This is a genomic window from Paenibacillus sp. CFBP 13594 (assembly GCF_014842675.1).
Classification (GTDB): domain Bacteria; phylum Bacillota; class Bacilli; order Paenibacillales; family Paenibacillaceae; genus Paenibacillus; species Paenibacillus amylolyticus_B.
Genome location: NZ_JACYVQ010000008.1, coordinates 107,867 through 121,564, shown reverse-complemented (window position 1 = coordinate 121,564; position 13,698 = coordinate 107,867). Strand labels below are relative to the sequence as shown.

13 protein-coding genes are annotated in these 13,698 nt (G+C 47.0%); 5 read left to right on the top strand and 8 right to left on the bottom strand.

Features of this window, described 5'->3' with window-relative positions; translation table 11 throughout:
• Positions 1–100: 100 nt before the first annotated feature.
• Complete coding sequence (locus IFU39_RS23875) at positions 101–736, top strand: TetR/AcrR family transcriptional regulator (RefSeq protein WP_181155513.1); 636 nt, start codon at positions 101–103, stop codon at positions 734–736.
• Between the two features lie 9 nt (positions 737–745).
• Here IFU39_RS23875 and cobA read toward each other — a convergent pair whose 3' ends face one another.
• The 4 genes from cobA to nirB are packed head-to-tail and all read right to left on the bottom strand — an operon-like array spanning position 746 to position 5,207.
• Complete coding sequence (gene cobA, locus IFU39_RS23870; protein ID WP_192135248.1) at positions 746–1,516, bottom strand: uroporphyrinogen-III C-methyltransferase; 771 nt, start codon at positions 1,514–1,516, stop codon at positions 746–748.
• Positions 1,513–2,394, bottom strand: coding sequence for a formate/nitrite transporter family protein (locus IFU39_RS23865; RefSeq protein ID WP_192135246.1), 882 nt, complete (start codon positions 2,392–2,394; stop codon positions 1,513–1,515). The genes cobA and IFU39_RS23865 overlap by 4 nt, the downstream gene beginning before the upstream one ends.
• A gap of 37 nt (positions 2,395–2,431) precedes the next feature.
• Positions 2,432–2,749, bottom strand: a complete 318-nt coding sequence (nirD, locus tag IFU39_RS23860) for a nitrite reductase small subunit NirD (RefSeq protein WP_091012484.1) — start codon at positions 2,747–2,749, stop codon at positions 2,432–2,434.
• A 16-nt stretch (positions 2,750–2,765) separates the two neighbouring features.
• Positions 2,766–5,207 carry a nitrite reductase large subunit NirB gene (nirB, locus tag IFU39_RS23855; RefSeq protein ID WP_192135244.1) on the bottom strand — a complete coding sequence of 814 codons (2,442 nt, stop codon included), beginning with the start codon at positions 5,205–5,207 and terminating at the stop codon, positions 2,766–2,768.
• A gap of 592 nt (positions 5,208–5,799) precedes the next feature.
• On the opposite strand from nirB, the gene IFU39_RS23850 reads away from it, so the two are divergent.
• Together IFU39_RS23850 and IFU39_RS23845 are read left to right on the top strand one after the other, a co-directional pair.
• A complete protein-coding gene (locus IFU39_RS23850) occupies positions 5,800–6,393 on the top strand; it encodes an ANTAR domain-containing response regulator (RefSeq protein WP_091012487.1) in 594 nt (197 codons plus the stop codon).
• 19 nt (positions 6,394–6,412) lie between these two features.
• Complete coding sequence (locus IFU39_RS23845; protein WP_091012489.1) at positions 6,413–7,489, top strand: anthranilate phosphoribosyltransferase; 1,077 nt, start codon at positions 6,413–6,415, stop codon at positions 7,487–7,489.
• Between the two features lie 35 nt (positions 7,490–7,524).
• Here the strand turns inward: IFU39_RS23845 and IFU39_RS23840 are convergent, their stop codons facing one another.
• Positions 7,525–8,037 carry an acyl-CoA thioesterase gene (locus IFU39_RS23840; RefSeq protein WP_091013218.1) on the bottom strand — a complete coding sequence of 171 codons (513 nt, stop codon included), beginning with the start codon at positions 8,035–8,037 and terminating at the stop codon, positions 7,525–7,527.
• Between the two features lie 402 nt (positions 8,038–8,439).
• Complete coding sequence (locus IFU39_RS23835) at positions 8,440–9,063, bottom strand: acetate uptake transporter (protein ID WP_091012490.1); 624 nt, start codon at positions 9,061–9,063, stop codon at positions 8,440–8,442.
• Between the two features lie 435 nt (positions 9,064–9,498).
• On the opposite strand from IFU39_RS23835, the gene IFU39_RS23830 reads away from it, so the two are divergent.
• The gene (locus IFU39_RS23830; RefSeq protein ID WP_091012492.1) at positions 9,499–9,675 is read left to right on the top strand and encodes an aspartyl-phosphate phosphatase Spo0E family protein; all 177 of its coding nucleotides are present in this window, start codon (positions 9,499–9,501) and stop codon (positions 9,673–9,675) included.
• A 173-nt stretch (positions 9,676–9,848) separates the two neighbouring features.
• On the opposite strand, the gene IFU39_RS23825 is transcribed toward IFU39_RS23830, so the two are convergent.
• Positions 9,849–10,778: a response regulator gene (locus IFU39_RS23825; protein ID WP_091012493.1), complete on the bottom strand. Its 930-nt coding sequence runs from the start codon at positions 10,776–10,778 to the stop codon at positions 9,849–9,851.
• Positions 10,779–11,107: 329 nt separating this feature from the next.
• Between IFU39_RS23825 and IFU39_RS23820 the strand changes: the two genes are divergently transcribed.
• Positions 11,108–12,544 carry an alanine/glycine:cation symporter family protein gene (locus tag IFU39_RS23820; protein WP_192135241.1) on the top strand — a complete coding sequence of 479 codons (1,437 nt, stop codon included), beginning with the start codon at positions 11,108–11,110 and terminating at the stop codon, positions 12,542–12,544.
• 98 nt (positions 12,545–12,642) lie between these two features.
• On the opposite strand, the gene IFU39_RS33615 is transcribed toward IFU39_RS23820, so the two are convergent.
• Entirely contained in the window at positions 12,643–13,101 is a 459-nt protein-coding gene (locus IFU39_RS33615; protein ID WP_244661104.1) for a methyl-accepting chemotaxis protein, read from the bottom strand.
• Between the last annotated feature and the right edge of the window lie 597 nt (positions 13,102–13,698).

Below are 13,698 nucleotides of genomic sequence, written 5' to 3'. Positions count from 1 at the left end.
AATGTGACAATAATCATTGACAGCGCATATGTCAGCTATCGGACAGAGGTGTAGGCGGTGTTTATTTATATTACAATAATGAACAAAGGAGGCGAAAATGTTGATTATTGAACATCCTCAGGACCGGAGAGCACGAAGAACACAGGATGCGATCATCGCTGCGGCGGTTTCTTTGATATTGGAGAAGGGAGCGGATGCCCTCACAATCCGGGATATTACGGAGCGGGCGGATTACAACCGTGGAACCTTCTATTTACATTTTCCCGGCAAACCGGAGTTGTTGCAGTTCATTCTGGATGATTTCATGCAGGGAGTGGGGCGAGCTTATGCAGAACCATACGCACAGCTTAAGGAAGTGGACATGACTGTGTTGCTGCCATCCACGATGCCTGTATTCGAATATATTGAAGCCCATCAGGATATCTTTCGTGCATTAATAACGATGCATTCGGATATGGGTTCCCGGCTGTGCAATATGTTTAGAACGTATCTAACCGAAGATTTTGTATTGGTGACCGAGGATAGTGAGTGGACTATTAATTACGACATCATGTTAAGTTATCTGGTATCTGCAACTGTAGGCGTAATCATGCATTGGGCGGAGATTGGGTTCAAATATTCTGCGCATTATATGGGAGAGCAACTTACGGCGCTGATTAACATCAAACCGACCCGTCTGCTGATTGAACCAGGGCAGAAGGGTCGGACTATTCACGAGCGTATGCTGTTGGATTAAAGTACCGGATTATCCGGTCATGGAGGCATTAGCGGCCTGTTGCATCTGAAGCAGTTGTTCGCGGATCAGGACGGACTCTCCGACCATAATTAATGCCGGGTTATTCACTTGATGTGACAGGGCGAGGGAATGGAGTTCGGCAAGTGTGCCGGTAATAATGCGTTCCTCCGAAGTGGTTCCCCGTTCGATTAGAGCCGCAGGGGTGTGTCCACTTTTCCCATGGTGAAGCAATTCATGTTGGATCTGGGACAGTTGGCTAATACCCATGTAGATGACCAACGTATCTACACTATGGGCGAGTAGGTCCCAGCGAACCGATGATACACTTCCGTCACTGCCAGTTCCCGTGACACATGCGAAGGATGAAGCGATCCCGCGATGGGTTAACGGAATAAGGGAGGAAGCGGACGTGCCAACAGCCGAAGTGATGCCAGGAATAATCTCAAATGCAATCCCTGCTTCCGCCAGCACAAGCGCTTCTTCACCACCACGGCCAAAGATAAACGGATCGCCTCCCTTGAGTCGTACAACTTGTTTGCCTTCTGCTGCATGTGCAGCCAGCATCCGTCCAATCATCTCCTGACTCATGGAGTGAAGCCCTGGGGCTTTGCCGCAGTAGATGCGGATTGCTCCTTCGCGAGCCTCAGCGAGCAATTGATCATTCACAAGCCGATCATACATAATGACATCTGCCGACTGAATACGTTTCAGGGCTTTTACCGTAATCAGATCCGGGTCTCCAGGACCAGCGCCAACAATACTAACCAGGCCCCGGCTCATGATCGTGTCCCCAATTTCGGTGCAGCATCAGAACTTGCCAATCCTGAACGACCACCCTGAATGGCTGCCAGTTTGGACGAGAGCTTTACCGGATTTCCCCAGTGGTGTGCAGCATATAGACCGAGGCCTGTAAATACGGCTCCGCCTATGAGATTGCCCAGCAATACCGGAATCTGATTCCACAGCCACCAGTCAGCCATACTGACCTGTGCACCGAGCATCATGCCTGCCGGAATGACGAACATATTTACCACAGCATGCTCAAATCCCTGAGCGAAAAATATCGTAATGGGCAGCCACATCGCTACGATTTTGCCCAGTGTAGAAGTGGACGTCATTGCCATCACTGCCCCGAGTGTGACCATCCAGTTACATAGAATGGCTTTGATGATGACCAGTACAATGCCAGCCCCGCCCAAGTGCTGATATCCCAATGTTTTGGTTTCACTGGTCTGGATTAGCGTTTGAATTAGAGGGTTGTTCATATCCGTACCCATCTTGGTAATGGTCAAGCCGTATAACAGAGCATAGAATGCACATCCGAGCAGATGTCCTGTGATCACCCAGAAATAATTTCGGAGCATATCCATCCATGTAATTCTGCGTTTCAACACTGCGAGTGGAAGCATCGCAAAGTTTCCTGTCACCAATTCGAGACCCAGCAGAATAATGATGACAAATCCAGCCGGGAATATCAGTGCACCTGCCAAACCAACGGAAGTTTGAGATACAGCTGTATATGCCAATGTGGTTGCAAAGGCGAGGATAGCCCCTGCCAGAAAACCGCGGATCAGCATCTGTACCCGATTCATTCTGGCTTTGCTCTCACCAGCTTCGACCATCGATTGCAGCACTTCTGCAGGTTTAACAAAATCCATAGCGCACGCCTCCTTGATGTCAGGGTATCTCTAGCCTTTAACCCGCAATTGTGATGAAGATTTCTCCGCTGTTGCCGTCCACTTCTGTTTTGTAGGTATTCAAGCAGCCCTCATCCGGCTCGTGTACCTTACCGTTACGCAGATCAATCTTCCAATCATGCAAAGGACAATGAACCGCTGTCCCGCATACCATGCCTTCCGACAGCTTGCCGCCCTTGTGAGGGCAGCGATTCTCGACGGCGTGCAGACTCCCGTCGCTCAGTTTGAAGACTGCAATTTCGGTATCCTGTATCAGGAAGGTCCGTGCACCCTTTTCATCAATATCCGTCAAGTGTCCAATCCGGAATTTGTTCATCGCTGTTCCTCCGTTTCTAGTGAGTTACCGGCTCGGCACCGGACAGTGGGGTGAAGTTTTTACGCAATTTCTCGTCTTCAATGATTTCTTTCCAAGGATCAACCGTGTGACCCAGCGTAACTTCCAGGCGTTCGATCAGAGCGAGACGTACATCCCGATCCGCCAATGCTTCCTTCACATGATCCAGACCTACCCGTTCAATCCATGCCGCTGTTCTCTCATTCCATTTTGCGTTCTCTCTATAATATTGCAGGTAAGAGTAGGTCCACTCTTCCACTTCCGCATCAGTTTTCACCGTACAGAGCAACTCAGCTGTGCGAACTTTAACTCCGGCGTTACCACCAACATGAATCTCCCATGCACCATCGATGGCGACAACACCCAGATCCTTGATGGTTGCTTCAGCACAGTTCCGCGGACATCCAGATACAGCAAGTTTCACTTTTGCCGGAGCAACCATTTTGTCGAGTTTTTTCTCCAGTCGAATCCCCATCTCGATGGAGTCCTGTGTTCCGAATCGGCAGAATGTGTTACCTACACAAGTCTTCACCGTACGCAGCGCCTTGCCATAACCGAAACCGGAAGGCATATCGAGCTCTTCCCAGATCTTCGGAAGGTTCTCTTTCTGTACTCCGAGCAGATCGAGCCGTTGTCCGCCTGTAAACTTCACCATCGGTACATCGTATTTCTCCGCGACAGTTGCAATTTTGATCAATTCCGCTGGAGAAGTAACACCACCATAGATCCTTGGAATAACGGAGTAGGTACCGTCCTTCTGAATGTTGGCGTGATAACGTTCATTGGTGAATTTGGATACACGCTCATCTCTGTATTCTGCCGGCCAGATCATACCGAGATAATAATTCAGGGACGGACGACACTTGGAGCAACCTTCCGGCTCATTCCAACCGAGAACGTTCATCACTTCCTTCACGCTTTTGAGTCCCATTTCCTTGATCTGTGCAACAATCTCATCCCGATCATAGGATGTGCAGCCACATATGCCTTCTTTGGTCTGTTCACCTACATTATCACCGGCATAATACGTGAGCAGGTTTTCGATAAGCGGTTTACATCCACCGCAAGAAGCGGAAGCTTTGGTACAGGATTTGATTGCACCGAGTGTATTACAGCCTTTATTCAGAACAGCGTCCCCGATGGAAGCTTTGGTAACACCGTTACACCCACAGACGATCTCGTCATCTGGCATACTTGCCATGCGTTCTGCGACAGATGGACCCGAGCCTGAACCACCGGAAGGTACACCGAGCAAAATTTCTTTCTCCCGACCGCTGATGTTCTCTCCACTCTTAATGAGAGAAAACAGCGATGCGCCATCCGTGGTATCCCCAAACAATACAGCTCCAATGAGCTGCCCATCCTTAATCACCATCTTTTTGTACACACCATCAACGTCATCCTGAATGCGAATGCTGCGAGTGTCTGCAGCGTCTTTGAATTGTCCGGCAGAGAATACGTCCACACCAGATACTTTGAGCTTCGTGGACGTGACCGAACCTGCGTATCCTTCGGTTGCCGCACCAGCCAGGCGTTTTGCGAGCACCATACCTTGTTCATATAATGGAGCAACCAGTCCGTAGGCAATACCGCGGTGTTCTGCACATTCGCCGACGGCAGATATACCAGGGATGCTGGTATGCATATAATCATCTACAATGACTCCACGATTCACATCGAGGCCGGTATTGCGAGCCAGTTCAATCTGAGGGCGAATCCCGACAGCCATGACAACCAAATCCGCTTCAAGTACCGTTTGATCAGTGAAACGAATGGCTTTTACTCGATGTTTGCCTGTGATTTCTTCGGTATGTTTGTTCAAAAGGAACTTCATACCTTGCTCTTCAAGCTCACGCTGGAGCATCAGTCCTGCCGGGAGATCCAGGTTCCGGTCCATCAGATGACCGTTAATATGGATGACCGTGACATCCATGCCCAGATTGAGCAGCCCCCGCGCTGCTTCCAGTCCTAGCAATCCGCCTCCAATAACGGCAGCTTTGCGATACTTTTGTGATGCTGCCATCATGGTCTCGCAGTCTTTAATATCGCGGAATCCGATAACGCCTTCCTTGTTAGCGCCGGGAAGAGGGAGGATGAACGCTTGTGAACCGGTTGCCATAATCAGCTCATCATAGGTTGCGCGTACACCATTTTGAGATACAACTTCTTTGCGCTTGGGATCGATCTGAACGACCGGGTCACCCGGGTACACCCGAATGCCGTTATCTTCGTACCAGCTCCACTCATTGATTACGATATCTTCGATGGATGTTCCGCCAGCCAGTACAGAAGATAACATGATCCGGTTGTAGTTGGGATGCGGCTCTGCGCCGAAGACTGTAATTTCATAAGCGTGTGGAGCAAGCTTAAGGATATGTTCGATTGTGCGGATTCCCGCCATGCCATTGCCGACCAGCACCAGTTTTTTCGTTGTACTCATTATGATTAGCCCCCTTAGGTCCATTCTGCAAACTGCCTCAAAACCTTGTCTCTAAAATCGAAAAAGCCTGTTATGCCTCGGAGGACTGCGCATATACATACGCATCCCTTGCTCCGAGATTGCAAAACAGGCTTCATTGCCGTTTCAACCAGCTACGCCGTTGTAACTGTGATCGATTCAAATATGGAGTTGTTATGGCTTAACTATAAAAGATCGATCCATTCATGTCAAGATAGTTAACATAAAAAAGTATTTGAAATTTAAAGTTAATTATGTTTACATGAATTTATTGGAACACGAATGATCGAAGAGGTTTTAAGGATATATATTCATGAAAATGAATGTTTTGGTGAAATATAGTGCACTGGGCACTACAAAAAGCATAGAAAACGTATCATAATTAGTGTTTCACTCTTTTGGGCTACTAGGACGATCCGTCATGATTGTTGTATTTATTATCTCGAAATCAGTTATAAAATCAGATTGATCTGTTTTTTTTGTCAGGTAATATAACATATATAGCGCTTTCTTGTGTTAACGCTTTAAATAATGTGATTCTAATTATACGTAATTAGGGAGGGATTGCTCCATCATGCGATCTTTATTGGTCATTCGTATACAGTCGACGATAGCTGATTCGTCCGATGCAATCCCTCTGACACCGGAGAGACTGCTGGGGGCGAACGGGTACCATGTACAGGTGGCAGGTAGTGAAGCGGAAGCGTTGAAGCTCGCCCGTGAGGCGGAAGCGTCCATCTTGCATCTGTCGCTGGCTGATGTGGAGTACTGGGTGAACTGCCTGGGAAAGGGGAAGGCTGATTCCCCGCTGCTCTGGTGGTGTGGGCCAGATACGGCCTCTTCCTCCGCAGAATCCTGCGAGGTCGAAACTTCATTTGATGGGATACTTACACCATCCATGACCGGGCCCGAGATCCACTGGACGCTTCACTTTGCAGCTCGGCGCTACATGGAACGTAAACAGTGGGAGCAAGAACGGAAGCAGTTGCAATCCAGGCTGGAGGATCGAAAGTGGATTGATATGGCGAAGGCCATTCTTAGTGATCTGAAGCAGATCTCCGAGGCCGAAGCCTATGACCTGTTACGTAAGAAAGCGATGGATGAACGCAAACGGATGGTCGATGTAGCTACGGCAATTGTGAAGGCACATCAACTGCTCCAGTCTTAATTTGGAAGGAGAATTCTCCATGGATATGTCTCACATACTTCGAGAGGTCGGACGTGGAAAACGAGGCTCGCGTGATCTGAATTATACAGAAGCACTGACCGTTGCAGAGAAAATCCTGAAACAGGAGGTTTCCCCTGCCCAGACGGCTGCGTTTCTCATGGCTGAACGAATGAAAATGGAAAACGTTGAGGAACTGGAAGCTTTTGTTCATGCATGTCGTAACAGTGCGGAACGTTTCTCCATATTTCAGGATGGATTGGACTGCGCCGGTCCTTATGATGGACGGACAAAGTCGTTCATGGCCACATTTCCGGTTGCATTTGTACTCGCGGCGGCCGGGTTGCCGGTGACTTTGCACGGGAGTGATCCTTTACCGCCCAAGTGGGGCGTTACGCTGTCGGTACTGTTGAAGGAAGCAGGAATAGATACCGGTAAGATGGATCGGGAAGATGCCCGAGGTGCTGCGCTCCGTTCAGGTGTCATGTACGTATCTTCCGAGGAGTGGTGTGAGCCTCTTCGCAAGCTTCGTCCGTTACGGGAAGAGCTGGGATTCCGCACGGTGTTTAACACAGCAGAGAAACTCATTGATTATAACCATTCACCGTATTTGGTGTTTGGTGTGTTTCATAATACCTTTCTGGATCGGATTGCGAAGCTGCTCACCCGGTTTAACTATCGCCGTGCTTATGTTGTACAGGGAATGGAAGGTTCTGAGGATCTGTATATTGATCGGCCAACCCGCGTATACGCAGTAGAAGACGGAGAGATGAAGCTGGAACTGATTGACCCCGCAGCTTATGAACTGGATATGCCTGTGCCTGAACTGGTATGGACAGCTGCCAAGCAGCTCGAAGTGGTGGAAAGTGTATTATGTGGTGACGGGCATATTGCTTTTGTGAATCAGGTCTTGTTAAATGGAGGTTTCCGCTTGTATGCGGCGGGGCGTGTGAATTCCATCGAAGAGGGCATATACACTTGTCAGGGGTTGCTGGAGAGTGGTGCAGCGTATCGTATCTATCAACAGTGGTGTGTCTCGATGGGTGGCGAACTGCCGGATAACAGAGCGGTGTCCATCTATCCGGCATCGTCCCGATAAATCGTTGTTTAAGCTTGTGCATATTTAGCGTATTCTTACTCCCAAGGATAAGTAACGGTCAGGAAGTCAGCAAATTTCTTGCTCTCTTCCCGCCGCATTTTCCGCATGGCCGCCCGATCCGGAGCGGTCTCGTATAGTTTCTTTTCTTCTTCGGTCTCCGGGATAATACGAGGTACGATCAGTTTACGATTATTTTCGTCCAGGGCTACAAAGGTCAGAAATGCAGTCGCCGCAATTTTCTTCTCTCCGGTCTTCAGATCCTCTCGAATCACCTTCACAAAAATCTCCATGGAACTTCGTCCTGTCCAGGACGCGAACGATTCAAGCGTAACCGAGTCCGTTGGGTTAATCGGGTACAGGAAATCGACGGAGTCGGTTGAAGCCGTTACGGTATTGACCCGGCATAGCTTGGAAGCGGCGATGGATGCAATATCATCGATGTAGGACATCAGCTTCCCGCCGAATAGCGTATTATGATTGTTGACATCGGTTGGGAACACCCTTGCCGTCTTGAAACAACGTGTTTCGCGTACATATTTTTTCTCCACCTGATCCATCTCCGTTGGTTTCGGTATCTCTCTCATGCTTTTTTCCTCCTTACAGTATGGCTGCTGTGACATAAGTTCAACTAAAGATTATTTACATCGGCCACTCCGATGATAGAATAACTCTCCGATCGCTGTTATCCCCAGATTTTTATTATTCCTTTTTATAGAGTGAAAATCCGGGGATAGCGTATGCTTCCGATGCAGCTTTCTTTCAGAAAGCTTTGAGGCGAACGCTCCGCTTCTTCAAGTTATTTCTCTCCTCTTCGTTCTGTGTAAATGTTTAGTTTGACTTATATAGTATCTTTTAGTATAAGTGTCGGTCAGAACCATATTCAAATGAAGTTTGGACTGCAAAAAAACCGCCAGGCGCGGACCGGCGCGCTGGCGGTTTACTGCTGTATATTAAGCCTTGGGCTTGAAAATGCCGGACGGTTTGCCGATCGGCAAGAACGCATAGCCGAAGTGAGCGTTAAGTACCGAAGCACCTGTACCATACAGGGACACAATTCCGATAGCCATTTCAGCGTATGCTGCAATGGTGTGGAAAATGTGAGGAGCTACGCCGAAAGCGTCAAACGTCAAGCCAAGGAACAAGAAGTCGATCAGAATGAAAATGATAAGCAATACTTTATTCGCTTCAATCGCACCGATCGTCATGAACAGGGTGAATACGAGGTATCCGGCAAAAGCAAATCCGAGCTGCTTGCCATCGGCCTGTTCAGCGAGAGTGGAGCCAAATACGCCCATTTTGATCATCCAGTTGGCAGCCATTGCAAACCAGAAGAATGCGTACGCACCAAAAGCTGTTGTGCCAAAAGTATTGTTGCGTTTGGAATCTTGAATACATGCGAATAACTGGGCAAAAGCGCCCAGGAAGATCGCCCAAGGAATAGCGTAGCTAAGTCCATCTGTGATGCCAAGCTTTTGGGAAGAAGCGACCAGGGTTACGATAGCCAACCCAAATAATCCCATTGCGCTGGGATCGGCGTTAACAATTTTGACTTTGGTCTGTGAATCGGTCTGCATGGTGATGATAAGCCTCCAATAATATCAAATCAGGATCAATGGCCGTCGTTGGCCGTCCTCTAAATTACATCATTTGTATCCGCCGGGTCCGGACACACACATCGCCCTATTGTACCTGAATGACCCCATTATGGAAAGGGATTTTATTACCTTTTGAACCAATAGACTTTTTGTTTTTTTAATATACACATTTACGACACAATCCGTTCTGGCCGTGAATGATGAGGTCAGACGCTAGAATCCAACCCTCGATAATACCACTAAAATTGCGTCATATCAGCCATTTTCGGATAAGCTCTTGTGTGATAAAATAATCTTTATCAAAATTTGGAGAAGAATACAAAACATCCTTGTCTCCTATGCCATATGTTAATCCAACTATAGATTGACAGGAAAAACTAAAATGGTTCACAGAATAAGGAGGTATCAGGGGTCATGGTTATGAGTTTGGATTTGAAAATTAAAATAGAAAAGGCCAGACATAACCTTCATATGCTGGTAGAGCATAACAAGGGTGGTCTTGGGCATCCCGATGTGATTCGGCAGTCTATGGCATTGGACGAATTGATTAATGAGTATAACCGAATTAGCCGAAACCATTCACGGGCCTGAACCCAAAGCGATTTAAATTTTATACATGGAACAAATCACATAGATTGTAACGCTTGATCGTACAGACGGGCATGAATATAGCCGGTATGGACAGCCTCAGTTGAAGAGGCGGTATCCTACCGGCGTCATATTCATGCCCGTTTGTTTTTGCATCGTATCCATCATGCATCTGTTTAATGCAGCAACCGTTTGGCTTCCAAATATAATACCTGTACGAACTTTTTTGTATTAATGCGTGTCTGGGACAAGGAAGGCTCCACATTGTTTTGCAGCTCCAGCATTTTCTTGCGAATTTCGGTAAAATCGAAAAATTTGGATGCATAGTTCTCGAACTTGGGATGTGTATAATCTGTTAATCCCAGAGAAACCACATGGCTCAGCGTCTGGAAGATGGCCCTGCGAACACGTTGTTCCGATGCCTTGATCTCCTTGTTAATCTCTGCAAGTGTGGCGTTCTCTCCCAGCTTGCGTATCGCTACGTTCTGAAAGATGTCTTTGAGAGATGGGAACGTATAGGGGGACAGCTTATGCTCATCTGTCTCTACCTGCTCCAGATATTCCAGCATGTCCAGCAGATCCCTGCTGCCCGCTTCACCGATCATGCCCATCTCGGACAGCAGGAAATGTCCTGCAGTCGTGATTGTTTTGTCCGGAACCGGAGCCGCAGCACGTTCGGTAGAATTCAAACCGGACAATCCCTGTAATGTCCGTTGGATATCTGCGATGGATTGCTGCATCCGCAGCCTTTCGCTCACCAGCCGCAGAACAGATAGAATCTCCAGCCGGTTAATCGGCTTCGTAATATAATATTCAATGCCTAGTGAATAGGCTTCACCGATCATATTTTTCGACTCGATCTGGGAGATCATGACGATCTTGCCCTCAAACCTTCCTTCAAGCGCTCGCACAGTCTGAATCCCGTCTCGTTGGGGCATCAGCAGATCAATCAGCAGGACATCCACCTTATGCAGTTCCAACAGTTCCGCGTGAATATGTGCTCCGTCCTCAGCTTCCCCGGCAATATCGCCAAGGCCTTCATCCTCAATAATATCCATCAACATGGAACGAACGCCAGGATCATCATCCACGATAAAATAACGCATGTCAGTCATTCCCTTTCTCTGTGAATGGTGTGATTGATAAATCTATGGTAAAGGCGGTTAACGCCGCGATGAACTCTCGTTCCAGTGTAATCGTTCCTTTCCTTCTTGCATAGAACCTGACATGTCAGGTTAAATGACAATGATTGGGCGGTCAAAGCCCGATTTTAAAATAAATGTATAAATTGCATGTAGGTATTTGTCGATTTCCGTAGATGCCCTTGTAGTATAAGTAACATCCCAAAGTCTGGGGCTAGTGTTGTGCAGAATGGTACAAACTTTTCACGTGTCCATCTCTGTGCTTGAAATACACCATAAAAAGGGGCATACCGATGGAGCAAACAATACAAGATATTGTCGTCATTTTCAATGATTTTCTATGGTCCAAAGTGTTAATTATACTATTGGTAGTATGTGGTATATACTTCACCACCAAGACCCGGTTCATGCAATTCCGCATGATTGGAGATATGGTGAAGGTGCTTCTAGAGCCGAAAAGCAAGGAACCAGGCAAAATTTCACCTTTTCAGGCGTTCTGTATTAGTATGGCGGCCCGTGTAGGTACAGGGAATATTACCGGTATTGCACTGGCTATCGCACTGGGGGGACCTGGTGCTATATTCTGGATGTGGATCATTGCAATTATCGGATCAGCCTCCAGTTTTGTGGAGAGTACGTTGGCCCAGATCTATAAAGTGAAGGATAAAGGTGGATTCCGTGGGGGTCCGGCATATTATATGGAACGTGGGTTGGGCAAACGCTGGATGGGGATTTTATTTGCCGTTCTCATTACGCTTTCATTTGGATTGGTCTTTAATGCGGTGCAGTCTAACACGATTACCGTTGCATTTGAGAACTCATTTGGTACGGATCGGTTAACGGTGGGTATCATTATGGCTGTGATATTTGCAGGAATTATTATGGGCGGTGTCAAACGGATTGCAAAAGCGTCGGAATACATCGTCGTTGTACTGGCCGTATTGTACATTGGGGTAGCGGCTTTTGTGGTGCTGGCGAACATTACCCAGCTTCCGGCCATGATTGCGTTAATTGTGAAAAGTGCCTTCGGCATCGAACAGGTTGCTGGCGGAACGTTGGGCGCTGCACTGATGAACGGTGTGAAACGCGGATTGTTCTCCAATGAGGCAGGCATGGGTAGCGCCCCGAATGCTGCTGCAACGGCGGATACAACACATCCGGTGAAACAGGGACTTATTCAGGCGTTTGGTGTGCTGACAGATACGTTAGTGATATGTACAAGCACTGCCATGATTATTTTGTTATCCGGGGTATACAAAGGTTCCGATCTGGGTGGCATTGAATTAACTCAGGCAGCATTAAGTGTACATATTGGTTCATGGGCATCGGGATTTCTGGCGGTTATGGTGTTCCTGTTTGCCTTCAGTACACTAATCGGAAATTATTACTACGGAGAAACCAACATTGAGTTTATCAAATCCAACAAAGTTTGGCTGTGGGTATACCGTATTTGCGTCATCGCGATGGTGGTGTTTGGCGCCGTTGCCAAAGTTCAGCTAGTGTGGGATTTGGCTGACCTGTTCATGGGGCTGATGGTGGTGGTGAACCTGATTGCCATCCTGATGCTGTCCAAGGTAACCTTTGAAGCGCTGAAGGACTACAAGAAACAGAAGGCTGAAGGACGTGATCCCGTCTTTACCCGGGACCGGATTCATATTCCGGGTGAAGTCGAATGCTGGCAGTCGGAAGAAGAGGTTATTGGAGATAAATCAATACATGTAGCCAATTAAGATTTCATCTGAATACCGTTGGTTATATACAAATGGACATAACAAAAAAACAGGACTTGGATTATCCATCATGGGCAACCCGAGTCCTGTTTGTTGCATTACTTTTTAACGGAATAGCTGATCAGTTGTTCGGACAGAGCTTTCATTCGCTCCCCTGTTTCATTAAGCTGCTCAATCACATCCGTAAAGGAGGATACAAGCGTTGCTTGTTCCTGTGAAGAGGCTGCAATCTGGGAGACTTCAACTTCCATTTGTTTGATGACCTGTTGTACATCTCTCAGACTGGTATCGATATCACTTGTAGCTTGTTTGGCATCCACAGAGAGTTTGCGTACTTCGGAAGCAACCACACCGAAGCCGGCACCAGCTTCACCAACACGAGCGGCTTCAATAGCGGCATTCAGGCCAAGCAAGTTGGTTTGCTCAGAGATTTCACGAATGAACCCGGCTACTTTGTTGATTTGGGAAGAGTTCTGAACAGCAAGTCTTGTGTTCTGCAAGATCTGTTCACTGGTTGCTTGCAATTCTTCGGCATGAGCAGCGACATGCTGCACCATATCAACGAGGTTACCATTGATGGTTTGATTTTCTTGTATAATATCCTCAAGTTGGTTCTGGTTAGATTGGTCGTAAGATACACAGAAAACAGCAACAACTTTCTGGTGATCATCAAAGATCGGAATGTTCAGAATATCCAGTTCGATACCATAAACATCCTTGGAGAGAGTAGCGAGAGTAGCTTCTCTTCCGTTTTTTAAGATGGAAAAGTTTTGATACGATTCCAAGAGTGGCATTCCTTTTTCAAAACCAAGGTCAAACTTGTCGGTGGTAATAACCTCCAATACCTTTTCGTGATCATATACAGTTAAACTAGCTGGTTCTCTAAGGATCTTGCTGATATAAGGCATTACTTTAAGCAGGGCATCTACAACGTTCATGGAAGAGGACCATCCTTTCAATATTTGAATGTATTATTTTTAACGATCTATGGAATGCTCTATCTTTCATCGGACGGAAATGACTTTTCGTGAACGGCATTTTGCATGAAAGAATGAACATTTTATGATTAAATTTTAAAGTATTTACCATTTGAAATGATTTATTGGATATAAGTGTTAGTTGTAACTATTTTTATATCAAGATATTTGTACGGA